The organism is Streptomyces sp. NPDC030245, assembly GCF_055572995.1.
The window spans coordinates 131,091-155,925 of record NZ_JBVICF010000003.1 but is presented as its reverse complement, the minus strand read 5'-3'; the positions used below and the strand labels follow the sequence as shown (position 1 = coordinate 155,925).

The 24,835-nt window shown below is 71.0% G+C and carries 19 protein-coding genes and 1 riboswitch; of the genes, 8 read left to right on the top strand and 11 right to left on the bottom strand.

From position 1 onward, the window contains the following. Positions 1-36 precede the first annotated feature (36 nt). Positions 37-2,871, bottom strand: a complete 2,835-nt coding sequence (locus tag ACZ4Z4_RS09255; RefSeq protein ID WP_468324462.1) for a bifunctional acetate--CoA ligase family protein/GNAT family N-acetyltransferase — start codon at positions 2,869-2,871, stop codon at positions 37-39. A gap of 151 nt (positions 2,872-3,022) precedes the next feature. On the opposite strand from ACZ4Z4_RS09255, the gene ACZ4Z4_RS09250 reads away from it, so the two are divergent. Continuing rightward, positions 3,023-3,304 carry an HPr family phosphocarrier protein gene (locus ACZ4Z4_RS09250; RefSeq protein WP_468324459.1) on the top strand — a complete coding sequence of 94 codons (282 nt, stop codon included), beginning with the start codon at positions 3,023-3,025 and terminating at the stop codon, positions 3,302-3,304. 116 nt (positions 3,305-3,420) lie between these two features. Here ACZ4Z4_RS09250 and ACZ4Z4_RS09245 read toward each other — a convergent pair whose 3' ends face one another. From ACZ4Z4_RS09245 to ACZ4Z4_RS09230, 4 genes are all read right to left on the bottom strand, one after another. Further along, positions 3,421-4,107 (bottom strand): GntR family transcriptional regulator, encoded by a 687-nt coding sequence (locus ACZ4Z4_RS09245; RefSeq protein ID WP_468324456.1) that lies wholly within the window; start codon positions 4,105-4,107, stop codon positions 3,421-3,423. A 216-nt stretch (positions 4,108-4,323) separates the two neighbouring features. Next, the gene (locus ACZ4Z4_RS09240; protein ID WP_468324453.1) at positions 4,324-5,136 is read right to left on the bottom strand and encodes a M23 family metallopeptidase; all 813 of its coding nucleotides are present in this window, start codon (positions 5,134-5,136) and stop codon (positions 4,324-4,326) included. Between the two features lie 12 nt (positions 5,137-5,148). Further along, a riboswitch (cyclic di-AMP (ydaO/yuaA leader) is annotated at positions 5,149-5,311 on the bottom strand. Positions 5,312-5,506: 195 nt separating this feature from the next. Beyond that, complete coding sequence (locus ACZ4Z4_RS09235; RefSeq protein ID WP_468324451.1) at positions 5,507-6,892, bottom strand: M16 family metallopeptidase; 1,386 nt, start codon at positions 6,890-6,892, stop codon at positions 5,507-5,509. Further along, on the bottom strand, positions 6,889-8,244 hold the full coding sequence (locus tag ACZ4Z4_RS09230) for a M16 family metallopeptidase (RefSeq protein WP_468324449.1): 1,356 nt from the start codon (positions 8,242-8,244) through the stop codon (positions 6,889-6,891). The genes ACZ4Z4_RS09235 and ACZ4Z4_RS09230 overlap by 4 nt, the downstream gene beginning before the upstream one ends. 213 nt (positions 8,245-8,457) lie before the next feature. On the opposite strand from ACZ4Z4_RS09230, the gene ACZ4Z4_RS09225 reads away from it, so the two are divergent. Continuing rightward, entirely contained in the window at positions 8,458-10,911 is a 2,454-nt protein-coding gene (locus tag ACZ4Z4_RS09225) for a DNA gyrase/topoisomerase IV subunit A (protein WP_468324447.1), read from the top strand. 9 nt (positions 10,912-10,920) lie between these two features. Here ACZ4Z4_RS09225 and ACZ4Z4_RS09220 read toward each other — a convergent pair whose 3' ends face one another. Continuing rightward, a complete protein-coding gene (locus tag ACZ4Z4_RS09220) occupies positions 10,921-12,003 on the bottom strand; it encodes a CobW family GTP-binding protein (RefSeq protein ID WP_468324445.1) in 1,083 nt (360 codons plus the stop codon). 328 nt (positions 12,004-12,331) lie between these two features. Between ACZ4Z4_RS09220 and ACZ4Z4_RS09215 the strand changes: the two genes are divergently transcribed. The 5 genes from ACZ4Z4_RS09215 to ACZ4Z4_RS09195 all read left to right on the top strand — a co-directional run bounded on the left by ACZ4Z4_RS09215 (position 12,332) and on the right by ACZ4Z4_RS09195 (position 16,720). Next, the gene (locus tag ACZ4Z4_RS09215; protein ID WP_468324443.1) at positions 12,332-12,886 is read left to right on the top strand and encodes a DUF6082 family protein; all 555 of its coding nucleotides are present in this window, start codon (positions 12,332-12,334) and stop codon (positions 12,884-12,886) included. 124 nt (positions 12,887-13,010) lie between these two features. Further along, positions 13,011-13,250, top strand: coding sequence for a hypothetical protein (locus ACZ4Z4_RS09210; protein ID WP_468324440.1), 240 nt, complete (start codon positions 13,011-13,013; stop codon positions 13,248-13,250). A gap of 104 nt (positions 13,251-13,354) precedes the next feature. Beyond that, positions 13,355-14,302: a sucrase ferredoxin gene (locus tag ACZ4Z4_RS09205; RefSeq protein WP_468324438.1), complete on the top strand. Its 948-nt coding sequence runs from the start codon at positions 13,355-13,357 to the stop codon at positions 14,300-14,302. A gap of 28 nt (positions 14,303-14,330) precedes the next feature. Further along, positions 14,331-16,022 carry a sensor histidine kinase gene (locus tag ACZ4Z4_RS09200; protein WP_468324436.1) on the top strand — a complete coding sequence of 564 codons (1,692 nt, stop codon included), beginning with the start codon at positions 14,331-14,333 and terminating at the stop codon, positions 16,020-16,022. A gap of 20 nt (positions 16,023-16,042) precedes the next feature. Then, positions 16,043-16,720, top strand: a complete 678-nt coding sequence (locus tag ACZ4Z4_RS09195) for a response regulator (RefSeq protein WP_468325736.1) — start codon at positions 16,043-16,045, stop codon at positions 16,718-16,720. Positions 16,721-16,768: 48 nt separating this feature from the next. Here the strand turns inward: ACZ4Z4_RS09195 and ACZ4Z4_RS09190 are convergent, their stop codons facing one another. The 3 genes from ACZ4Z4_RS09190 to ACZ4Z4_RS09180 form a co-directional block, all read right to left on the bottom strand. Beyond that, positions 16,769-18,361, bottom strand: a complete 1,593-nt coding sequence (locus ACZ4Z4_RS09190; protein ID WP_468324434.1) for a solute symporter family protein — start codon at positions 18,359-18,361, stop codon at positions 16,769-16,771. Beyond that, positions 18,358-18,888 carry a DUF485 domain-containing protein gene (locus ACZ4Z4_RS09185; RefSeq protein ID WP_468324431.1) on the bottom strand — a complete coding sequence of 177 codons (531 nt, stop codon included), beginning with the start codon at positions 18,886-18,888 and terminating at the stop codon, positions 18,358-18,360. The genes ACZ4Z4_RS09190 and ACZ4Z4_RS09185 overlap by 4 nt, the downstream gene beginning before the upstream one ends. Before the next feature lie 119 nt (positions 18,889-19,007). Further along, positions 19,008-21,131 carry a DNA gyrase/topoisomerase IV subunit B gene (locus ACZ4Z4_RS09180; RefSeq protein ID WP_468324428.1) on the bottom strand — a complete coding sequence of 708 codons (2,124 nt, stop codon included), beginning with the start codon at positions 21,129-21,131 and terminating at the stop codon, positions 19,008-19,010. A 442-nt stretch (positions 21,132-21,573) separates the two neighbouring features. Between ACZ4Z4_RS09180 and ACZ4Z4_RS09175 the strand changes: the two genes are divergently transcribed. Then, positions 21,574-21,804, top strand: a complete 231-nt coding sequence (locus ACZ4Z4_RS09175; protein ID WP_362992703.1) for a DUF7455 domain-containing protein — start codon at positions 21,574-21,576, stop codon at positions 21,802-21,804. Positions 21,805-22,001: 197 nt separating this feature from the next. On the opposite strand, the gene ACZ4Z4_RS09170 is transcribed toward ACZ4Z4_RS09175, so the two are convergent. Further along, positions 22,002-22,832 (bottom strand): S1 family serine peptidase, encoded by an 831-nt coding sequence (locus ACZ4Z4_RS09170; protein ID WP_468324426.1) that lies wholly within the window; start codon positions 22,830-22,832, stop codon positions 22,002-22,004. A gap of 179 nt (positions 22,833-23,011) precedes the next feature. After that, complete coding sequence (locus ACZ4Z4_RS09165) at positions 23,012-24,556, bottom strand: RNA polymerase sigma factor (protein WP_468324424.1); 1,545 nt, start codon at positions 24,554-24,556, stop codon at positions 23,012-23,014. Positions 24,557-24,835 lie beyond the last annotated feature (279 nt).

The window sequence follows — 24,835 nt, the reverse complement described above, 5'->3', positions numbered from 1 at the left end:
TACGGCCAGGCGCGGGGCGCACGGTGCCCCGCGGCCTCAGTAGCCGGGAAGGGTGCGCGGACCGAGGTCGTCGCGGGCGGGCGGGGGTGCGAGCCGGACCGAGGCGTCGAGCACGGAGAGGCCGCGCTGGGCGACGACGACGGGCTCCAGGGTGACGGTGACCACTTCGGGGTGGTCGTCGACGAGCCGGGAGACCCGCTGGAGCAGCTCTTCGAGTGCCGCGGTGTCGACGGGTGCGGAGCCTCGCCAGCCGAACAGGAGCGGTGCGGTCCGGATGGACCTGACCATGGAGCCCGCCTCGCGGTCGGTGACCGGGACCAGGCGGTGGGCGGTGTCGCCGAGCAGTTCGGACGCGGCGCCCGCGAGGCCGAACGAGAGCACCGCTCCGGCGGCCGGGTCGATGACCGCGCGCACGACGGTGTCGACGCCGCGCGGCACCATGCCCTGCACGACGGGACGCAGCTCGGCGGGGCCGCCGAAGGCGTCCGTCAACTCCTGGTAGGCGCGTCGCAGTTGCTCCTCGTCGGCGAGGTCGAGGCGCACTCCGCCGAGGTCGGCGCGGTGCCGCAAGTGGGGGGCGGTGGTCTTCAGGGCGACGGGGTAGCCGAGGGTGCGGGCGGCCTGTGCCGCCGCGTCGGGGCCGGGCGCGGGCAGGGCCTGTCGTACGCGGATGCCGTAGCGCCCGAGCAGTTCGTGGGCGTCGGCCGGGGCGAGGGTGAGTCCGCGCGGGTCGCCGTCCTTGGCCAGCAGCTCCTCGATGCGGCCGGCGGCCCCGCTCTCGTCGATGTCGTCGTACTCGGGCACCCGCCCGGGCTCGGCGGCCTCGCGCCGCCACTGCGCGTACTTGACGGCTTCGGAGAGGGCGCGGACGGCCCGCTCGGCGGCGGGGTAGGCCGGGATGCGGTACTGCTCCGCGGCGGGAGCCTGCTCCTCCGGGGTGTCCGGGGCGGCTTCCTCGGCGGGCTGCCGGCCGGTCGGCGGGGCGGGGGCGTCGGGGCGTGTGCTGGCCGCGGCGGCCAGCGCCTCGGCGAGCCCGCCGAGCTCGACGTGGACCACGGCGACGGGCTTGGCGGGGCATCCCGCGGCGGCGGCCCGCAGCTCCGTGGCCAGCGTCTCTGGGTCGGTGGCGGCCCCGTCCTCGCCGACCCAGGGGATCGCGTTGACGATCACCGCGTCGCAGCCGTCGTCCGAGAGCGCCTCGGCGAGCGCGGCGCGGAAGTCGGCCGGGGTCGCCGCCGTGGTGAGGTCGCGGGGCGGCAGCGGCCGCAGTCCGTCGGCGACGCAGGCGTCGTACGTGAGGAGGCCGAGGGACTCGGAGTTCCCGAGGATGCCCACGCGGGGCCCGGAGGGCAGCGGCTGCCCGGCGAGCAGGAGCCCCGCGTCGACCATCTCCGTGACGGTGTCGACGCGGATGACGCCCGCCTGGCGCAGCAGCGCCGAGACGGTGGCGTGCGGCAGGCGGGTGGCCTGCACGGCGTGGCCGGTCGGCGTGATGCCGCTGTGGCGGGCGCCCTGGACGACGACGAGGGGCTTGGTGGTGGCCGAACGCCGTGCGAGACGGGTGAACTTGCGCGGGTTGCCGATGGTCTCCAGGTACATCAGCGTGACGTCGGTGTCGGGGTCCTCGAACCAGTACTGGAGCAGGTCGTTGCCGGACACGTCGGCGCGGTTGCCGGATCCGACGAACGTGGAGAGGCCCGCGCCCCGCCGGTGCAGTCCGGACAGCAGGGCGATCCCGATCGCGCCGGACTGGGTGAACAGACCGATGCGCCCGCGCGCGGGTGACTGCGGGGCGAGGGAGGCGTTGAGCCGTGTCTCCGGAGAGGTGTTGATGACGCCGAAGGCGTTCGGGCCGATGATGCGCATGCCGTACGACCGGGCCTGGCGCACCAGTTCGCGCTGGCGCTCGCGGCCGAGCGGGCCGCTCTCTCCGTAGCCCGCGGAGAGGACCACGAGGCCGCGCACGCCGCGCTCCCCGCACTCGGCGACGGCCTGGGGGACGCGCTCGGCGGGCACGGCGACCACCGCGAGGTCCACGGGCTCCTCGATGGCGGCCACGGAGCGGTGCGCGGGCACACCGTCGACGCCAGCCCCCTCGGCCTCCTCTTCGAAGGCGCTGTTCACCGCGTACAGGCGCCCGGTGAAGCCGGACTCCCGGAGGTTGGCCAGCACGCTGCGGCCCACGCCGCCGGGGGCGCGGCCCACGCCGATCACCGCGACCGAGCCGGGTGTCAGGAGGCGCTGCACGGACCGTCCCTCGGCGCGCTGTTCGCGGGCGCGCTGCACGGCGAGTGAGCGGGCGGTCGGCTCCAGGTCGAACTCCAGGCGTACGACGCCGTCCTCGAAGCTGCGCTTCTGCTGGTAGCCCGCGTCCGTGAACACCTTGATCATTTTGGTGTTGGCGGGCAGCACCTCGGCGGCGAAGCGCCGGATGCCGCGCTCCCTGGCGACGGCCGCGATGTGCTCCAGGAGTGTGGAGGCGACGCCGCGGCCCTGGTGGGCGTCCTGCACGAGGAAGGCGACCTCGGCCTCGTCAGCGGGCGCGCTGGCGGCCATGCCGCGCTCGTCGATGCGGTCGTAGCGCACGGTGGCGATGAACTCACCGCCCACGGTGGCCGCGAGGCCCACCCGGTCCACCTGGTCGTGGTGGGTGAAGCGGTGCACGTCCTTGGCGGACAGCCGGGGGTAGGGCGCGAAGAAGCGGTAGTACTTCGACTCGTCCGAGACCTGTTCGTAGAAGCTGACCAGGCGGTCCGCGTCCTCGGCCGTGATGGGCCTGATCCGGGCGGTGCCTCCGTCGCGCAGCACCACATCGGCTTCCCAGTGCGACGGGTAGTCGTGCCGATCCTGCTGATCCGACGGGGTCTGCATGGGGCCAGGGTACGGGTCGCGCGGCCGTCGGGGCCGGGGCAAGCTGGGACGGGTCGAGGCAGTCGGGGCCGGACCGGGTCCGGCAGAGCACCCGTGACGGCATGAGACACTGGTCTAGACAAGTGTGAGACACCTGGAAGGGCAGCAACACATGGCTGAGCGCCGCGTCAACGTCGGCTGGGCCGAGGGCCTTCACGCCCGACCCGCCTCCATCTTCGTCCGTGCGGCCACCGCCTCCGGTGTCCCCGTGACGATCGCCAAGGCCGGCGGCGACCCGGTCAACGCCGGCTCGATGCTCGCGGTGCTCGGCCTGGGCGCCCAGGGCGGCGAGGAGATCGTGCTCGCGTCCGACGCCGAGGGCGCCGACGCCGCTCTCGACCGTCTGGCGAAGCTGGTCTCGGAGGGTCTTGAGGAGCTTCCGGAGACGGTCTAGAACACGTTTCCAGCATTACGTGGATGGGGTCACCCGGAATTACCGGGTGACCCCATTCGCGTATGCGGGCGCATGCGCTCGAAAAAATGGCTTTTCTTTTGTATACGGCACCTCCGTTAATTCCGGAGGCTCACCGTGTTTACGGCATGTTGCGAATCCCTCACACGGCCGGGCCGGCGCGCGGGGCGCAACCGGTGGGCCGCCCTCGCCCGTTCGGCGTGCGCGGCGGTGAGCGCCCTGGCCCGCTCCGGGTCCCGGCGGGCGACCGCGTCGAGGATCGCGGCATGCTCCGACCAGGACTCGCCGGGCGCCGCCGGGGTCTCCACGACGTACATCCAGGCGATCTTGTGCCGGAGCTGGGTGAGCAGCGCGCTGAGGTTGGGGCTTCCGCAGGCCTGGGCGAGCGTCTCGTGGAACCAGCCGTCCAGGGAGCGCAGATCTTCCCCTGCGCCGCCCCGTGAGCGCTCCTGGCCCAGCCTGACGAGCCCGCGCAACACCTTCAGGTGCGCGTCGGTGCGGCGCTGCGCGGCGCGCGCCGCGGCGAGCGGTTCGAGCAGCGTCCTGACCTCCAGGAGGTCGGCGGCCTCCTGCTCCGTGGGCTCGGCGACGCAGGCGCCCGCGTGCCTGCGGGTGACGACGAAGCCCTCGGCCTCCAGCGTGCGCAGGGCCTCGCGCACGGGCACCCGGGAGACGCCGTAGCGGCGTGCGAGGAGTTCCTCGGTGAGCCGGCCGCCCCTTTCGTGGACACCGGCGACGATGTCGTCCCGAATGGCCGTGCATACCGAGTGCGCGGGAACGCGCATGACCGGACCTCCGCCTTAATCCCCGCGAAACGCGGTCGACCGACGCTCATTCAGTGACTCTATTGCAGGGCGTCGGAATTCCGACGGCGGGCCGGAATTCATGGATATCTTTTGGCCAAGGGTCGTGCGAGGGCCACGCGAAAGCCCCGGCTCGGATCGAGCCGGGGCTTTCGAAGCTGTACGGGCCGTGCGTGCCGTACGGGGGGCCGCCGTCCGTCAGACGTTGACGCCGTGCGAGCGGAGGTACGCGACGGGGTCGATGTCCGAGCCGTAGTCGGCGCCGGTGCGGGCCTCGAAGTGGAGGTGCGGGCCGCTGGAGTTGCCGGTGGAACCGGAGAGGCCGATCTGCTGGCCCGGGGTGACCGTCTGGCCCACGGTGACGCTGAGGGACGACATGTGGCCGTACTGGGTGTACGTGCCGTCGTTCATCTTGATGACCACGTTGTTGCCGTAGGCGCCGCCCCAGCCGGCCTCGACGACGGTGCCGGAGCCGACCGCGTGGACCGGGGTGCCGGACGCCGCGTGGAAGTCGACGCCGGTGTGGCTGCCGGAGGACCACATGGCGCCGCCGGTCTGGTAGCCCGTGGAGACGTACGAGCCGCTGATCGGGGAGACGTAGGCGTTCAGGCGCTTGCGCTCGGCCTCGCGGGAGGCGCGCTCCTTGGCCTCGCGGGCCTCGCGCTCCTTCTTGGCCTTCGCCTTGGCCTCGGCCTCGGCCTTCCGCTTCTCCTCGGCGGCCAGCTTCCTGGCGGCCTCTTCGGCCTTCTTCGCGGCGGCGGCGTCGTCGGCGGCCTCCTGCTGCGCCGCGGCCTGCGCGTCGATGCTCGCGGCGAGCGAGCCGCCCACGGATATCGCCTGGGTGAGGCCGGTGTGCTCCATGGCCGCCTCGTCGGGGGCGGCGAGCGCCGGGGCCGCGAGGCCGCCGATGACACCGGTGGTGGTGAGCGCCGCGACACCGGCGACGTTCGCGGTGGTACGCGTCAGGCGGCTCGGACGACGGTGCTTCCCGGTGGCACGGGTGAACGCCATGTGGCGGGTGTTCCTTTCCTTCCCTCTCGCCTACCGGGTTAGCTGACGGGTTCGGAGCAGGAAGGTCTCCTACGGATCCCTCGCCTCACGGCAAGGTGCCCGATTCACCCCAGGGGACATGTGGGTCCCCGGCTCCCCTGGCTCGCGCCGTACGGGGACTCGGCGATGACTGTCCGGTGCCGCGGATGCGGCGTACTGCGCGACGAACAGCCGGGTCGACGCTAAACGGGCCGCCTTCAATCGACAAACAGAAGTCGCTTTTTGTAGCGCACGCCACACGGCAGACAGGCAACCACCATATGAATTCGGACATATGAGGACCCCGGCACCTGAAGCGGTCACCGGGGTCCCGATATGTCCTGACCGTCACTCAGCTGGTGACGACATTCACTTCGCCGAGGCCGAGGGCCCTGACGGGCTCCTCGATCTGCGCGGCGTCCCCGACCAGGATCGTCACCAGCCGGTCCGCCGGGAAGGCGTTCACGACGGCGGCGGTGGCCTCCACGGTGCCGGTGGCGGCCAGCTGCCGGTACAGCTGCGCCTGGAAGTCGTCCGGCAGGTTCTGCTCGACCTGGTCGGCGAGGGTGGCCGCCACGGAGGCCGCCATCTCGTACTTGAGCGGGGCGACGCCCACCAGGTTCTGCACGGCCACGTCGCGCTCGGCGTCCGTGAGGCCCTCGGCGGCGAGGACGCGCAGGACCTTCCACAGGTCCTCCAGCGCAGGCCCCGTGTTCGGGGTGTCGACGGAGCCGCTGATGGCGAGCATCGCGGCGCCCGAGCCGTCCGGCGCCGAACGCAGGACCTGGCTGAACGCCCGTACGCCGTAGGTGTATCCCTTCTCCTCGCGCAGGACGCGGTCGAGACGCGAGGTGAGGGTGCCGCCCAGGCAGTACGTGCCGAGGACCTGGGCCGGCCAGACGCGGTCGTGCCGGTCGGCGCCGATGCGGCCGATCAGCAGCTGCGTCTGGACCGCTCCGGGGCGGTCCACGATGACGACGCGGCCGCGGTCGTCGGCGGTCACCGGCGGCACCGGGCGCGGCTCGCCCGGGGAGCCCGTCCAGGCGCCCACCGTGTCCGCGAGGACGGCGTCCAGGTCGGTCCCCGTCAGGTCGCCGACCACGACGAGGGTGGCCGTGGCGGGGCGGACGTGCTTCTCGTAGAAGGCGCGCACCGCCGCCGAGTCGATGGCCGCGACCGTCTCCTCGGTGCCCTGGCGGGGGCGCGACATGCGCGAGGTCGCGGGGAAGAGCTCCTTGGAGAGCTCCTTGGCGGCGCGGCGCGCCGGGTTGGCGGCCTCGTGCGGGATCTCGTCGAGGCGGTTGCGGACGAGCCGCTCGATCTCGCCGTCCGCGAAGGCGGGGGCCCGCAGGGCGTCGGCGAGCAGGCCGAGCGCCTTCGGCAGCCGGGAGACCGGGACCTCCAGGGAGACGCGTACGCCGGGGTGGTCGGCGTGCGCGTCCATGGTGGCGCCGCAGCGGTCGAGCTCGGCGGCGAACTCCTCGGCGGAGTGCTTGTCGGTGCCTTCGTTGAAGGCCCTCGCCATGATCGTGGCGACACCGTCGAGGCCCTCGGGCTCGGCGTCCAGGGGCGCTTCGAGGTTGATCTCGACGGCGACGACCTGCTGGCCCGGGCGGTCGCAGCGCAGCACGGTGAGGCCGTTGGGCAGCGTGCCGCGCTCGGGCGCCGGGAAGGCCCAGGGCTTGGCGGGGCCCGCCTGGGGCTGGGGGTGGAACTGCATCGTCGCGGCCTCGGTCACTTCGCCGCCTCCTCTTCTTCCTCAGCGGCCTCTGCGCCCTCGTCGGCGGCAGTCACGGGTTCGTACACGAGCACCGCGCGGTTGTCGGGGCGCAGGCGGGCCCCCGCGACCTGCTTGACCTCTTCCGCCGTGACGTCGAGGACGCGCTGGACGGCGGTGAGGGCGAGCTGCGGGTCGCCGAACAGGACGGCGTACCGGCAGAGTTCGTCGGCGCGTCCCGCGACCGTGCCGAGCCGGTCGAGCCACTCGCGCTCCAACTGCGCCTGGGCGCGCTCCATCTCCTCCGGAGTGGGGCCCTCGGCGGCGAAGCGGGCCAGCTCCTCGTCGACGGCGGCCTCGATCACGGGGACCTCGACGTCGCCGGACGTCTTCACGTCCAGCCAGCCGAGCGAGGGCGCCCCGGCGAGGCGCAGCAGGCCGAAGCCCGCGGCGACCGCCGTGCGGTCCCGGCGCACGAGGCGGTTGTAGAGCCGGGAGGACTCGCCGCTGCCGAGGACGGTGAGGGCGATGTCGGCCGCGTCGCACGCGCGCGTGCCGTCCTCCGGGAGGCGGTAGGCGGCCATCAGGGCGCGGGCCGGGACGTCCTCCTCGACGACCTCGCGCAGCTCCTCGCCGATGCGCTCGGGCAGGGACCCGTCGCGGGGCGGCTGCTTGCCGTCGTGCCCGGGGATCGATCCGAAGTACTTCTCGATCCAGGCGAGCGTCTGCTCCGGGTCGATGTCGCCGACGACCGAGAGGACGGCGTTGTTGGGCGCGTAGTACGTGCGGAAGAACGCGCGCGCGTCGTCCAGGGTGGCCGCGTCCAGGTCGGCCATGGAGCCGATCGGCGTGTGGTGGTACGGGTGGCCCTCCGGGTACGAGAGGGCGGTCAGCTTTTCGAAGGCCGTGCCGTACGGGACGTTGTCGTAGCGCTGGCGGCGCTCGTTCTTGACGACGTCGCGCTGGTTCTCCATGGACTCCTCGTCGAGGGCGGAGAGCAGCGAGCCCATCCGGTCGGCCTCGAGCCAGAGGGCGAGCTCCAACTGGTGGGCGGGCATCGTCTCGAAGTAGTTGGTGCGCTCGAAGCTCGTCGTGCCGTTGAGCGAGCCGCCCGCGCCCTGGACCAGCTCGAAGTGGCCGTTGCCGTGCACCTGCTTCGAGCCCTGGAACATGAGGTGCTCGAAGAGGTGCGCGAGGCCGGTTCGCCCCTTGACCTCGTGGCGTGAGCCGACGTCGTACCAGAGGCAGACCGCGGCGACGGGGGTCAGGTGGTCCTCGGAGAGCACCACGCGCAGGCCGTTGGCCAGCCGGTGCTCGGTCGCTGTCAGGCCGCCGGAGCCGGCCTCGGCTGTGGCCGTGTGACCCATGGGCATGTACGTCCCTTCGATCGCTAAAACATTGCTGGTTCTGCCAGTCCTGCCACTGTATGCAAGCGTGCGGACACCTGACGAAGTTCCCGGTCCGCCCTCGGCGTAGTCGCGCGTGACACCGCCGGTGCACGGGTCGTGGTCGGCGTTGTCAGTGGGACAGTCCACAATGGTCGGCGTCAGAACCCGCACTTGCTTGGTGAAGGAGCCGCAGCAGCGATGGCCCGCCGCAGCACGAAGACCCCGCCGCCCGACGACGCGTACGAGGAGAAGATCCTCGACATCGACGTTGTCGACGAGATGCAGGGCTCCTTCCTCGAGTACGCGTATTCGGTCATCTACTCCCGCGCCCTGCCGGACGCCCGCGACGGCATGAAGCCGGTCCACCGCAGGATCGTCTACCAGATGAACGAGATGGGCCTGCGCCCCGACCGCGGCTATGTGAAGTGCGCCCGCGTCGTCGGCGAGGTCATGGGTAAGTTGCACCCGCACGGCGACGCGTCGATCTACGACGCGCTGGTGCGCATGGCCCAGCCCTTCTCGATGCGCCTCCCCCTGGTCGACGGCCACGGCAACTTCGGCTCCCTCGGCAACGACGACCCGCCGGCCGCCATGCGGTACACCGAGTGCAGGATGGCCGACGCCACCTCCCTGATGACGGAGTCGATCGACGAGAACACCGTCGACTTCGAGCCGAACTACGACGGCCAGGAGATGGAGCCCTCCGCCCTCCCCGCGGCCTATCCGAACCTCCTGGTCAACGGCGCGTCGGGCATCGCCGTCGGCATGGCGACGAACATGCCGCCGCACAACCTCGGCGAGGTCATCGCCGCCGCCCGCCACCTGATCAAGCACCCGGGCGCCGACCTCGAGACCCTGATGAAGTACGTGCCGGGCCCCGACCTGCCCACGGGCGGCCGGATCGTCGGGCTGAGCGGCATCAAGGACGCGTACGACACGGGCCGCGGCACCTTCAAGACCCGCGCGACGGTCTCCGTGGAGAACGTGACGGCGCGCCGCAAGGGCCTCGTCGTCACCGAACTGCCCTTCACGGTCGGACCCGAGAAGGTCATCTCCAAGATCAAGGACCTGGTCGGCTCGAAGAAGCTCCAGGGCATCGCCGACGTCAAGGACCTCACCGACCGCGCGCACGGCCTGCGCCTGGTCATCGAGATCAAGAACGGCTTCGTCCCCGAGGCCGTCCTGGAGCAGCTGTACAAACTGACGCCGATGGAGGAGTCCTTCGGCATCAACAACGTCGCGCTGGTCGACGGCCAGCCCCTCACCCTCGGCCTCAAGGAGCTCCTTGAGGTCTATCTCGACCACCGGTTCGACGTGGTGCGCCGCCGCAGCGAGTTCCGCCGCGGCAAGAAGCGCGACCGTCTGCACCTGGTCGAGGGCCTCCTGGTCGCCCTCCTGGACATCGACGAGGTCATCCGCCTCATCCGCTCCAGTGACAACTCCACGCAGGCCAAGGAGCGCCTGATCGAGCGCTTCTCGCTCAGCGACATCCAGACGCAGTACATCCTGGACACGCCGCTGCGCCGCCTGACCAAGTACGACCGCATCGAGCTGGAGTCCGAGCGCGACAAGCTCAACGGCGAGATCGACGAGCTGACCGGCATCCTCGACTCGGACGCGGAGCTGCGCAAGCTGGTCTCGTCGGAACTGGCCGCCGTCGCCAAGAAGTTCGGCACCGACCGGCGGACGGTGCTCCTGGAGTCGGCCGGCTCCCCGGCCCCCGCCGTCTCGCTCCAGGTGGCGGACGACCCGTGCCGGGTGCTCCTGTCGTCGACGGGCCTCCTGGCCCGCACGGCCAACGGCGACCCCTTCGCCGACGGCGACACCAAGCGCGTCAAGCACGACGTGATCGTCTCGGCGGTACCGGCGACGGCGCGCGGCGAGGTGGGCGCGGTCACCTCCCAGGGGCGGCTGCTGCGCCTCTCCGTAGTGGACCTTCCCCAGCTGCCGGAGACGGCGAGCGCGCCCAACCTCTCCGGAGGAGCGCCCGTCGCGGAGCTGCTCACCCTGGAGAAGGACGAGAAGCTGATCTGTCTGATGACGCTCGACGAGTCCTCGCCGGGTCTCGCGCTCGGCACCGAGCAGGGCGTCGTCAAGCGCGTGGTCCCCGACTATCCGTCCAACAAGGAGGAGTTGGAGGTCATCACCCTGAAGGACGGTGACCGGATCGTCGGCGCGGCCGAGCTGCGCACCGGCGAGGAGGACCTCGTCTTCATCACGGACGACGCCCAGCTCCTGCGGTACCAGGCCTCGCAGGTCCGTCCGCAGGGCCGGCCCGCGGGCGGCATGGCGGGCATCAAGCTCGCCGAGGGCGCGAAGGTCATCTCCTTCGCCGCGGTGGACCCGGCGGTGGACGCGGTGGTCTTCACGGTGGCGGGCTCGCGCGGCACGCTCGACGACTCGGTCCAGACGACGGCGAAGCTCACGCCGTTCGACCAGTACCCGCGCAAGGGGCGTGCCACGGGCGGTGTGCGCGTCCAGCGATTCCTGAAGGGCGAGGACTGCCTGAGCTTCGCCTGGGCGGGCCCGACGCCGCCGCGCGCGGCCCAGCGCAACGGCTCACCGGCGGAGCTGCCGGAGATCGACCCGCGCCGCGACGGCTCGGGCGTCTCGCTCGGGAAGCCGGTGACGGCGGTGGCCGGGCCGGTGTAGCCGCGGCGGCTACGCCTGCTCTTCAGGCTCCTGTACGTATCGCAGTACGCCCCACATGCCACGCTCGTCGGCCTGTGGGGCGTCCTCGCGACAGGCCTCCAGCTCCTTCTCCAGGGCCCGTACGTCGATGTGCGACCCGATGAGCACGAGCTGGGTCAGCCGCGGCTCGTCCGGACCCCACGGCTCCGGGTAGAAGCGCAGGAACCGCCCCACGGCGTGCACCTCGTACCGGTTGCGCGGGTCGGCGGGGCCGAAATCGACGTACCCCTTGATGCGGTAGAGCCCTTCGGGACGGCTGTCGAGCAGGGCCATCAGGGCGCGCGGCCCCATGGGCACGTCCGAGGTGAAGGCGAGGCTTTCGTAGGCGGCGTGCAGGTGGTCCTGATGACCGCCACGGCCCTCGTGATCCGCACCGCCCGCCTCACCGTCCGTTCCGTCCGCTTCGTGATCGCGCAGGTCGTCGAAGGAGAGCTGTCCGACCCTCTCCCCCACCGGCGCCCGGTCGAAGAACAGCTCGACGTCGACGCGGCCGTAGGAGGCGGCGACGACGGCCGCGCGCCCCGCGAGCCCGCGGACGAGGTCGAGGAGGCGCTCACGCTCCGCCGCGGGCACACGGTCGGTCTTGTTGACCACGACGAGATCGGCGATGCCCACGTGCCGGTCCAGCTCGGGGTGCCGCTCCCTGGTGGCGTCGAACTCGGCCGCGTCGACGACCTCGACGAGCCCTCCGTAGACGATGTGCGGGTTCTCGCTGGCGAGCAGCATCCTGACGAGCTCCTGCGGCTCGGCGAGCCCGCTCGCCTCGATGACGATGACGTCGATCCCGGCGGCGGGCCGGGCGAGCCGCTCCAGGTACTCGTCGAGCTCACTGGCGTCCACGGCACAGCACAGACACCCGTTGCCGAGGGAGACGGTCGAGTCGCCGAGCTGGCCCGCGACCGACATGGCGTCGATCTCGATCGAACCGAAGTCGTTGACGATCGCCCCGATGCGGCTGCCGCCGCTGCGGTGCAGCAGATGGTTGAGCAGGGTCGTCTTGCCGGAGCCCAGGAAGCCGGCGAGGACGACGACCGGGATCTGCTGTTTGTTCAACGCGGACCTCTCGTGCCGACGCTGGTACGGACCGCGGCGGATTCCGTACGACGAATGAAGACCGGCCAAGGATAGGCGCGCGTGGCCGGGCCGCGAAGTGAACGATTGTCGGCGGCGCTCGCGGGGCACACGTCAGGCACGGCGTCGGGACGCGCGACCGCTTGTGCTCCCCGTGCGCCGCCGTGCCACCTCCCCGCCGGTCAGAGCCGCTCGGCAGTCTGGGAGACGGCAAGCGCACCGCCCATCGCTCGCCGGTCCGCTCCCTGTCGACCCGCATCCGACGACCGGCGGACGGTCGCCCGAATCGGGGGTTGACATGTTCACAAAGATGCACGCGGCAGAGATGCTGCGCTGCGTTGTCACAGCAGGGCTTGGCATCGCCGCGGGCGCCGTCGCCACCTCGGCCGCGCAGCGACGCTCCTTCGACGCGCTCGACGAGCGGCTCAGCCGCCTGGAGCGGTCGGCGCGGACCCAGCGCCACACGAATCTGACCTGCCAGCAGCGGCTCCACTGGGAGCTCCTGAGCAAGGCCATGGACGACGCAGACCTCGCCGAGGTTCTCGACGCCTACGGAGAGGGCGTCTCCGCCAAACGACAACGGCAGTACCTGTACGCCAACGCCATGTACACCAACATGGTGCTCAACTACCGCCTCGGGAACTTCACCCGTGAGCAGTTCTACGGTTACGCCCGCGGCATGTTCCAGAACCCGATCGTCCGGGAGTACTGGCACGCGACGCAGCCCCACCGGGCGACGCTGGACAGCGCCACGGAAGAAGCCCAACTGGGCCTGTTGGTCGACGACCTCCTACGGCAGCTGGAGGAGACGGACATCGACGACTGGTGGGTCGTGGGCGAGCCGCCGCCGACCGATCCCGCCTGAGCCCACCTGGGGGAACGCGGACGGGCCACACGTGTCGCGAACACTGCCCGTAACCAAATTTGGCACTGTGACGTTCTGTAGTGGCAGTGCCAGTCGGTGAACGCCAGATTCGAGGGAAACGACAGTGAGCCAGATCATCCGTCGGGTCGGGGCATCCCCTCGCGCACGAGGCTGCGCGACAGGCCAGAACTGCCCCGACATCTTCGAACTGTCCGACGGAAGCTTCGCCGTCATCGGCACCGACGTCACAGCCACGCTGGACGCCGGCCTCCCCGCCGACGCCTCGCGAGCCGACTACGAGCGCATCGTCACGATCTCCCGCGAGACCCTCATCCGAGCCAAGGCCGACATTCCCGACGCCTGACAGCCGGCTCGGCGGTCGGTACGCGGGCTTGTTCCCGCCCGCGTGCCGGCGCTCTCCCCCGAGGCGTGAATCACCCGCAGTGAGCGCAGGTTAGGCTCACCTGTGTGAGTACGTGCGCGACCGCCTCGCGGGACCTGGCCGAACCTCTCGCGGGGACCGCCGCCACCGCCAGGACATGGCTCCTGCTGGAACAGCCGGGCCCCTGGGGCGCCAAGGCGCTGAAGTCCAGCCGTCTCGACCCGGAGGTCGGCCGCGCCCTGGAGAAGGCCGTCGAGGGAACCGGCGTGCGCGTCGCCCTGATCCGCCGCCCCGGACGCCACGCCGACTCTCACACGCCGCGCCGGCACCAGGTGTACGTGGGACACACCGTCCCCGGTCGCGCCTGGCTGCGCGGCGCCGTGCTCGACGACCCGCGGCGGCTGACGGAGCTCGACTTCGCGGCCCTCGGCGCGGGCGACCACGGCGGCTTCGGGGCCCCGCACACCGGCGCCCCGCTGGTGTTCGTCTGCACCAACGGCAAGCGCGACCGCTGTTGCGCCCTGCTCGGCAAGCCTCTCGCCGACGCCCTCACCGCCTCGGGGGAAGAGGGCGCCTGGGAAGTCACCCATCTGGGCGGGCACCGGTTCTCGCCGACCCTGCTCGTGCTGCCCCACGGGTATGCGTACGGCCGGATGGACGTGCCCGCCGTCAAGGAAGTCCTCGAAGCGGTACGCGCGGACCGCGTCGTCACCGCGGGCTGCCGGGGCAGCTCGGCCTGGGAGCGGCCCGGACAGGCCGCCGAGCTCGCGGTGCGCACGTCGACCGGGGAGGACGCGGCGGGCACGCTGAACGTCGTCGCCACGGAAGGTGCGGGTGCACGCCTGGAAGTGACCGTCGCGCACACCGACGGCCGCCGGTGGCGGGTCACCGTCGAACAGACCGCTTCCCTGCCGCCCCGCCCGGAGAGTTGCGGCGCCGCCCTCGTATCACCCGCGCGGATGGACGTGGTGGCGATCCGGTCGCTCCCCGACGGTCCGGGGTACGAGATCCCCGCCACAGTGACTTCGGAGTAGACCGCTCCCGGCCGTACCGTTCGTACACATGAGCCCCACCTCCCCTGCGCGACGCCTCCGCCTCGGTCTGCCGCGGCGTGTGTTCTCGCAGGTGCTGCTGATGCAGCTGGCCATCGCCGCCGGGGTCGCGGTGCTCGCCACCGGCCTCTTCCTCGCACCGCTGAGCGACCAGCTCGACGACCAGGCGATGCGCCGCGCGCTCGCCATCGCCCAGACGACGGCCGCACAGCCGGAGCTCGCCGAGGACCTCTCGGCGTCGCGGCCGACGGCCGACGGACCGGTCCAGGAGGCGGCCGAGCGGATCCGGCGGGCCAGCGGCGCCGAGTATGTGGTGATCATGAACAAGGAGGGTGTGCGCTGGTCCCACACCGACCGCGCCCAGATCGGCAAGGTCGTCTCGACGGACCCGAGCGACGCCCTCGCGGGCCGCGACGTCATGGAGATCGACAACGGCACCCTGGGGCGCTCGGCCCGCGGCAAGGTGGCGCTGCGGGACGCGCACGGGGACATCGTGGGCGCCGTCTCCGTAGGCATCGAGTACGACAGTGTGCGGGCGCGCCTCGTCCACTCGATCCCGGGGCTGCTCGCCTACGCGGGCGGGGCTCTCGCCGTCGGCGCGCTGGCGGCGTATCTGATCTCCCGCAGGGTGCAGCGGCAGACCCGCGACCTGGCCTTCTCGGACATCTCCGCCCTGCTCGCGGAACGCGAGGCGATGTTGCACGGCATCCGCGAGGGCGTCGTCGCCCTGGACCGCACCGGCCGGATCCGGCTGCTCAACGACGAGGCCCAGCGCCTCCTCGGCCTCGGCACCGAGGTGACCGGGCAGCCGCTCGACGAGGCGCTCGGTCCGGGCCGGACGACCGACGTGCTCGCCGGCCGGGTCACCGGCACCGATCTCCTGACGGTGCGCGGGCAGCGCGTCCTGGTCGCCAACCGCATGCCCACCGACGACGGGGGCGCCGTCGCCACCCTGCGGGACCGCACGGAGCTGGAGCAGCTCGGCCGCGAGCTCGACTCCACGCGCGGTCTCATCGACGCCCTGCGCGCCCAGGACCACGAGCACGCCAACCGCATGCACACGCTCCTCGGCCTGCTCGAACTGGAGATGTACGAGGAGGCGGCGGAGTTCGTCGGCGAGGTCGCGGGGGCCCACCGGGTGACCGCCGAGCAGATCACGGAGAAGATCCACGATCCGCTGCTCGCGGCCCTGCTGGTCGGCAAGGCCACGGTCGCCGCGGAGCGCGGCGTCGCGCTCTCCGTACGGCGCGGGGCCGCTCTGCCGGACCGGCTCGTCGACCCCGGCGGGCTCGTCACGATCGTCGGCAACCTCGTCGACAACGCGCTGGACGCCGCCGCGGGCAGCCGCCACGCGCGCGTGGAGGTCGATGTGCGCACCGAAGGGCGAACCGTCGTCCTCCAGGTGTGCGATTCCGGCCCGGGAGTTCCCGCCGGGCAGCGCGAGACGATCTTCACCGAGGGCTGGACCACCAAGGAGCCCCCGGCGCACGGCAAGCGCGGCATCGGCCTCGCGCTGGTCCGCAGGCTCGCCGAGCGGCAGGGCGGCAGCGCGCGGGTCGGTGAAGCGCCGGACGGGGGCGCGGAGTTCACCGTCGTCCTGCCCGAGGCGCTCACGCGGCCCGAGCTCGCCGCGCCGGAGGAGCACGCCGCCCCCGAGCGCGAAGGAGCGACGATGACCAGGGCCCCGAAGGAGTCACGATGAACGACGGCGTGATCGACGGGATGATCGAGGTACTCGTCGTGGACGACGACGTCCGTGTGGCGGACGTCAATGCCGCCTATGTGGCGAAGATCCCCGGCTTCCGCGTGGCGGCGAAGGCGCACAACGCCGCCGAGGCCCTGCGCCTCGTCGAGGACGTCCCGGTCGATCTGGTGCTCCTGGACCACTACCTGCCGGACGAGACGGGCCTGTCGGTCGTACGCAGCCTGCGTGAGCGCGGCCATCAGACCGACGTGATCATGGTGACCGCGGCGCGCGACGTCGCCACGGTGCAGGCGGCGATGCGGCACGGCGCGCTCCAGTACCTCGTCAAACCGTTCTCCTACGCGGGACTTCGCGCCAAGCTCGACGCGTACGCGACGCTGCGCCGCACCCTGGACGGCGGTGGCGAGGCCGAGCAGGCCGAGGTGGACCGCATCTTCGGCGCCCTCTCGGCGACTCCGGCGCCCGAGCTGCCCAAGGGCCACTCCCCCACCACGGCGGAGCTGGTGCGGCGGGCCCTGATGGCCGCTGAGGGGCCGCTCTCGGCCCAGGAGCTGGCGGACCGCACGCGGCTCAGCCGGCAGACGGCACAGCGCTATCTGAAGCTCCTGGAGCGCACGGGCCGGGTCAGGCTCAGCCTCAAGTACGGCGACACGGGCCGTCCGGAGCACCGCTACGAGTGGGCGGCCAGCGTCTGAGCCCCCGGCCCGTCCGAGGAACCGCGGGCGCCGGGCCCCGGGAAATCGTTACGCCGCACCGGCGCCGGTGAGCGACCGCACCTCCGTCTCGGCGTGCTTGGCCTCGTCCGCCTCCTCGCGCGAGGTCACCGTGCCGAGCCACCCCGCGAGGAAGCCCAGCGGGATGGAGACGAGCCCGGGGTTCTCCAGGGGGAAGTACTGGAAGTCCACTCCGGGGAACAGGGAGTCGGGCCCTCCGGAGACGACGGGTGAGAGGACCACCAGCGCGAGCGCGGGCAGCAGGCCCCCGTACACCGACCAGAGCGCGCCGCGCGTGGTGAAGTTCCGCCAGAACAGGGAGTAGAGCAGGATCGGCAGGTTGGCGGAGGCGGCGACCGCGAAGGCGAGGCCCACCAGGAACGCGACGTTGAGGTCGCGGGCCAGCAGGCCGAGGCCGATCGCGACCACGCCGATCCCGGCCGCGGCGACACGGGCGACCGCCACCTCACTGTGCGGCTTCGCGCTCCGCCGCCGCAGGGAGGCGTACAGGTCGTGGGCCACGGACGCCGAGGAGGCGAGAGTGATGCCGGCGACCACGGCGAGGATGGTGGCGAAGGCGATGGCGGCGACGACCGCGAACAGAACCGTTCCGCCTGTGGTGCGGGCGCCGCCTCCCAGGTCGAGCGCGAGGAGGGGGACCGCCGTGTTGCCCGCGGCGTTCGACCCGCGCACCGCCTCCGGGCCGACCAGGGCCGCCGCGCCGAAGCCGAGCACGATCGTCATCAGGTAGAAGCTGCCGATGAGGCCGATGGACCAGACGACCGAGCGGCGGGCGGCGCGCGCGGTCGGCACGGTGTAGAAGCGGGACAGGATGTGCGGCAGACCGGCGGTGCCGAGCACGAGGGCGAGCCCGAGGCTGATGAAGTCGAGGCGCGCGGTCCAGTCGCCGCCGTACCTCAACCCGGGCGCGAGGAACCGCTCGCCGTGGCCGCTGCGGTCCGCCGCGGTCCGCAGCAGTTGGTCGAAGTCCCCGTGGAAGCGCATCAGGACGAGCACGGTCAGCACGATCGCCCCGCCCATCAGCAGGACCGCTTTGACGATCTGGATCCAGGTGGTGGCCCTCATCCCTCCGAACGACACGTAGAACACCATGAGCGCGCCGACACCGACCACGGTCCAGGTCCGCGCCACGCCGCTCGTCCCGCCGAGCAGCAGCGCCACCAGTGAGCCCGCACCCACCATCTGCGCCACCAGGTAGAGAACGGACACGGTCACCGAGGAAGTTCCCGCCGCGATCCGCACCGGCCGCTCCCTCATCCGCGCGGCGACGACGTCCCCGAGCGTGAACCGGCCGCAGTTGCGCACCAGTTCGGCCACGAGGAACAGCACGACCAGCCAGGCGACGAAGAAACCCACCGAGTAGAGCAGCCCGTCGTATCCGAAGAGGGCGATCAGGCCGGAGATGCCGAGGAAGGAGGCGGCCGACATGTAGTCACCGGCGATGGCGAAACCGTTCTCCATGGGGGAGAAGAGCCGTCCGCCCGCGTAGAACTCCTCAGCGGTGCCGTGCCGGTTGCGGCTCGCCCAGGTGGTGATCGCGAGGGTGACGGCCACGAACACCCCGAACAGCAGCAGGGCCGGCCCCTGATGATCCCCCGTCACCGGCCGACCCCCCGCTCGGGCCGCCGCTCCTGCCGCCTCTTCCGCTCGAAGACGGCCCAGCGCAGATCGAGCGCCGCCCGGTCCCGCCGCAGCCTCGCGTGTCGTGCGTACGCCCAGGTCAGCAGGAACGTGGTGAGGAACTGTCCGAGCCCGGCCAGCATCGCCACATTCACGGCTCCGGCGACCGGGCGTGCCATCAGGGACGGCGCGGAGGTCGCGGTCACGACGTACGCCACGTACCAGGTGAAGAAGGTGGCGCAGGCGGGGACGACGAACCGCCGGTACCTGCCGCGCACCTCCTGGAAGGCTTCGCTGCGCTGCACTTCCAGGTAGATGTCGGCCGGGCTCGCGCTCCGCTGGCGGGCCACGGTCCGGGGCGGCGCCACGGGGGCCGGCGCCCCCGTGCCGTCCGGCTCTCCCCAGCCGGACGCGGGCGCGTCGTACCAGGGATCCCTCAGGTCTCCGGACCGGTCCCGGCCGGCGTCGGTCCGGCCCGGCACCACATCGGGCCCGTCGTGCTTCTCCACCGAACTCTCCTTAGCCCGCGGCCCTGTTCGGCCACGTGCCCAAGGATGGGCAGAACGGGAAGATCCGTGACTCTCCTCCCCGCGCTCTTCACCCCATCAGGTGAAGCCGGCGGACACGCCTACGCGTCGATGCGGGAGCGGTCGAGTGTCGCGGCGGAGCTGGTGATGAACTCCTTGCGGGGCGCGACGTCGTTGCCCATCAGGAGGTCGAAGACCTGTTCGGCCGAGTCCAGGTCGGAGATGTTGATCCGGCGCAGGGTGCGGAACCGCGGGTCCATCGTCGTCTCGGCCAGCTGGTCGGCGTCCATCTCACCGAGGCCCTTGTACCGCTGGATGGAGTCCTTGTACCGCACGTTCTTCCGCTGGAGCTCCAGCAGCGTCTCCCGCAGCTCCCGGTCCGAGTACGTGTAGATGTACTTGTCCTGGCCCTTCTTCGGCTGGCTGAGCTCGATGCGGTGCAGCGGCGGCACCGCGGCGAAGACCCGTCCCGCCTCCACCATCGGCCGCATGTACCGCTGGAAGAGCGTCAGCAGCAGGATCCGGATGTGCGCGCCGTCGACGTCGGCGTCCACGAGCAGGATGATCTTTCCGTACCGCGCCGCGTCGATGTCGAAGGTCCGGCCCGACCCGGCTCCTATCACCTGGATGATCGCACCGCACTCGGCGTTCTTCAGCATGTCCGTCACGGACGCCTTCTGCACGTTCAGGATCTTGCCCCGGATCGGCAGCAGCGCCTGGAATTCCGAGTTCCGCGCGAGCTTCGCGGTGCCGAGCGCGGAGTCGCCCTCCACGATGAACAGCTCGCTGCGCTCCACGTCGTCGCTGCGGCAGTCCGCCAGCTTCGCGGGCAGCGACGAGGACTCCAGGGCGGTCTTGCGCCGCTGGGCGTCCTTGTGCTGACGCGCCGCGATCCGCGTCCTCGCGGCCGCGACCGCCTTGTCCATGACCGCGCGGGCCTGCGCCTTCGCGTCCCGCTTGGTCGACGTAAGGAACGCCTTCAGCTCCTTGGCGATCACATTGGCGACGATGCGGTTGGCCGCGGAGGTGCCGAGCACCTCCTTCGTCTGGCCCTCGAACTGCGGCTCCGCCAGACGCACCGTGACGACCGCCGTGAGCCCCTCCAGGGCGTCGTCCTTGACGATGTCGTCCTCGGCGACGCGGAGCACCTTCTGGGCACGCATCGCCTCGTTCATCGTCTTGGTCAGCGAACGCTCGAAACCGCTGACATGGGTGCCGCCCTTCGGAGTGGCGATGATGTTGACGAACGACTTGATCGTCGTGTCGTAACCGGTGCCCCAGCGCATGGCCACGTCCACGCCGAGCTCGCGGGTGACCTCGGTCGGCGTCATCTGGCCGTGCTCGTCCAGGACGGGGACGGTCTCCTTGAAGGTGCCCTGTCCGGAGAACCGCAGGACGTCGCAGACCGCCTTGTCCTGCGCCAGGTACTCACAGAACTCGCTGATGCCGCCGTCGAAGCGGAAGGATTCCTCACCCTTCGTGCCGCCCTCGCCGAGACCGAACTCGTCCCGCACGATGATGGTCAGGCCCGGCACCAGGAACGCGGTCTGCCGCGCCCGCTGGTGCAGGTTCTCCAGGGACAGCTTGGCGTCCTTGAGGAAGATCTGCCGGTCCGCCCAGTAGCGCACACGGGTGCCGCTGCGGGCCTTGGGGATCTTCTTGACCTTGGTCAGCTTGGCGGAGGGGTCGAAGGGCGCGTCGGGCCCGGTCTTGGCGAAGGCGCCGGGGACACCGCGCCGGAAGCTGATCGCGTGGGTGTGCCCGGCGCGGTCCACCTCGACGTCGAGCCGCGCGGAGAGCGCGTTCACCACGGAGGCGCCCACGCCGTGCAGACCGCCCGAGGCCGCGTACGAACCGCCGCCGAACTTTCCGCCCGCGTGCAGCTTGGTCATGACGACCTCGACTCCGGAGAGGCCGGTCTTGGGCTCGACGTCGACCGGGATGCCCCGGCCGTTGTCCCGGACCTCCACGGAGGCGTCGTCGTGGAGGATGACTTCGATGTGGTCGCAGTAACCGCCCAGGGCCTCGTCGACGGAGTTGTCGATGATTTCCCAGAGGCAGTGCATCAGGCCGCGGCTGTCCGTCGACCCGATGTACATGCCCGGACGCTTGCGGACCGCCTCGAGCCCCTCCAGGACGAGCAGGTGCCGCGCGGTGTAGTTGGAACCGTCCCGGTCTGCTCCTGTCAGCAATGCTGTGGACGGCACGGACGTCTCGGCGGTCACGCGGTTCGCTCCTCGCTGAATTTCAAGGGGAGTCCTTTGGGGTAAGGACGCGGCTTCGGTTGCCGGTCCGAGGGTACCGAGGCCTGGTAGAGCCGTTGTCACGCCACCCTCGTCTCAACTCAGACTAGTCCAGACTCGCATACGTGTTCGATCCCTCGATGGAGTGAAGCGCACGTCACGTTCCCTTCGAGGCATGAACCATTTAGGCTCCGGGCACGTCCTCATGAACAACCGGCAAGCCAGCCGGGGAGGATCCGACCCTGACAGACAGCGCGAAACCGTAAGACACGTAAGAGACGCAATACGGCACATTCGCCGCCAACCGGCAACGACAACCTCCTCGGGAAAGAAAATTCGAGGAAAAGCCACGAGCGGGAACGTTTTCGGCCTGGTTGGATGTTGACCCTGGTACGACAGCTCGTCGAGCTAGAGAAGAGGCGACGTGACTACTGTTCTGACCCCCGCGAGCCCCCTGACGGCCGCTGATCGCTGCGACCGCTGCGGCGCCCAGGCATACCTGCGCGTCGTCCTGTTGAGCGGCGGTGAACTGCTCTTCTGCGCCCACCACGGACGCAAGTTCGAGCCGGAACTCAAGAAGATCGCCGCTGAGATACAGGATGAGACGGAGCGACTGACCGCCGTTCCCGACAGCAGCACCGAAGAGGAACGCTGACACATCGCATCCACGACGAGCCAGCTCCGGCACACCAGGCCGGTGATCGGGCGGCCGCTCCTGCCGACACAGCAGGAACGGCCGCCCGCTCTCGTCACAGGGCCTTACAGGGCCTTGCAGACCCCTTCCCGGCCCTCATGCGTCCCTCCCGGGGCCGAACCCACCGCTCCCCGAGCCGCTGAGCCTCCCGGACGGCCTCAGCCGCGGGCCTTCGCCGAGTCGACGACCTCGGAGATCCGCGTATAGACGCCCGGCCTGCCCGGGCGCCCACACCCGCTCCCCCAGGACACCAGCCCGATGAGCCGGCCACGCGCGACCAGCGGCCCGCCGCTGTCCCCCTGGCAGGCGTCCCGCCCACCGCCCAGGGCCCCGGCACAGAGCATGCTGCGGGCCACGTAGCGCCCGTCGGCACTGCCCGGATACGCCTTCTCGCACACCGCGTCGGCCAGGACCTCCACGCGCGCCGCGTGCAGCGTACGGGCGTAGTCGCCGCTGCCCGTGGTGTCCCCCCAGCCGTACACGGCAGCGCCCGTCCCCGGCGCGTACGCGGGATCGCCCGGGCCCGCCATGCGGATCGTGTGCGTCTCGGGAAGCGGCTTGGCCAGGGTCAGCGCCGCCACGTCTCCGGAGTTCGTGTAGCCGTCGTACTCCGGGTTGACCCAGACCTTGTCCACCCGGACCTCCTCGCCCTCCGACGACTCCAGGTCTCCGCGGCCGACGATGACCCTGAGGTCCGTCACCTGGGCCAGCGGCACTCCCAGAACCTCCTTGGTCATGCAGTGGGCCGCTGTCAGGACGGTCGTACGCCCGGTGACCACGCCACCGCAGAACTGCCCGGAGCGGTCAGCGCCGAACCGGTCACGACTGGCGACCGCCACCGCCCACGGACTCTTGGACACCTCCACCGGGCTGCCCCCGACGACGACACTGTCGGCCGCCGCGGGCGCCGGTGAGGCCAGGGGCAGGGCGGCGGCGGTGGCCGCCGCGACCAGCGCCCCGGTCCATGCTCGGGCGAAGGGACGACGCATGCGATCTCCTCACTCTGGGTTGGCGGTTAGTACCCCAGAGTCATGCAGTATCACTCGCCCCGCACCCGCACCCGGCGCACTCGCCCGGCGCACGCACGCGAAAGGCCCGGAGCCGCATGCTGCGGGCTCCGGGCCTTTAGTGGAGTGCTTCGACCCGATCGCCGGGGCGACCGGTCTGCCTAGTCGAGGTAGTCGCGCAGGACCTGCGAACGCGACGGGTGGCGCAGCTTCGACATCGTCTTCGACTCGATCTGACGGATGCGCTCACGCGTCACTCCGTAGACCTTGCCGATCTCGTCGAGGGTCTTGGGCTGGCCGTCCGTGAGGCCGAAGCGCATGGAGACCACGCCCGCCTCACGCTCGGAGAGGGTGTCCAGGACGGAGTGCAGCTGCTCCTGGAGGAGCGTGAAGCTGACCGCGTCGGCCGGCACGACCGCTTCGGAGTCCTCGATGAGGTCACCGAACTCGCTGTCGCCGTCCTCACCCAGGGGGGTGTGGAGGGAGATCGGCTCGCGGCCGTACTTCTGGACCTCGATGACCTTCTCCGGGGTCATGTCGAGTTCCTTGGCCAGCTCCTCCGGGGTGGGCTCGCGGCCCAGGTCCTGGAGCATCTGGCGCTGGACACGGGCCAGCTTGTTGATGACCTCGACCATGTGCACCGGGATACGGATGGTGCGGGCCTGGTCGGCCATGGCGCGGGTGATCGCCTGACGGATCCACCAGGTGGCGTACGTGGAGAACTTGTAGCCCTTGGTGTAGTCGAACTTCTCGACCGCGCGGATCAGACCGAGGTTGCCCTCCTGGATGAGGTCCAGGAAGAGCATGCCGCGGCCGGTGTAGCGCTTGGCCAGGGAGACCACCAGGCGGAGGTTGGCCTCCAGGAGGTGGTTCTTGGCGCGGCGGCCGTCCTCGGCGATGATCTCCAGCTCGCGCTTGAGCTTGGGGGCCAGCTTGTCGGCGTTGGCCAGCTTGTCCTCGGCGAACAGGCCCGCCTCGATGCGCTTGGCGAGCTCGACCTCCTGCTCGGCGTTGAGCAGCGGGACCTTGCCGATCTGCTTCAGGTAGTCCTTGACGGGGTCGGCCGTGGCGCCTGCCGCGGCGACCTGCTGGGCCGGCGCGTCGTCCTCGTCCTCGTCGGACAGCACGAAGCCCTGGGCGCCCTCCTCGGCGGGCTCGCCCTCGCCGGGCTTGCCGGCGACGGGTGCCTCCTCGGTGACCTCGTCGTCCAGGAGCTCGTCGGCGTCCTTCTTGGAGGTGGTCTTCTTCGCCGTCGTCTTCTTGGCGGTGGTCTTCTTGGCGACGGCCTTCTTCGCCGTCGTCTTCTTGGCTGCGACCTTCTTCGCGGGCGTGCCCTCGGAGCCACCGTCCGCGGTCGGTGCCTCAGTGGCGGCGGTGGCGGTGGGCTTCGCCGTGGCGGCCTTGGCGGCGACCGTCCTGGTCGCGGTGCGCTTGGCCGGGCTCTTCGCTGCGACGCTCTTGCGGGGGCGCTTGGGCTCCGCGGCACTGACCATCAGCGTCACACCCTCTTCCTCGAGGATCTGGTTGAGGCTGCGCAGAACGTTCTTCCACTGGGTGGCCGGGATCTGGTCAGCTTCGAAGGCACGACGCACGTCATCGCCGGCGATCTGCCCATCAGCCTTTCCCCGCTCGATGAGCGCCATGACAGAGACGGATTCGGCGATCTCCGGCGGGAGCGTACGGGATGTGCTGGCCGACACGAACAACCTCTCGGAACGTTGGAAAACGGCTTCCGGCCCCGTCCATTGTGGACCGGAGCCGACGACCGGCGGCTGGGAATTGTGCCGACGGCGCGGGCGGGGGCCGGGGAGCTGCACAGCGTCGCGGACGACGTCTGTATTCCCTCCTCGGCTATCACCTCTTAGGTCATCGCGCTGTTCCTTGGAGCGTTACGCCCAATCTACGTGGCCCGAGTCACACCACGTAAGCGCACAAAAGCATCCAGACACGGTCAGAAGCCACCTATACGCATGCACGAATGATCC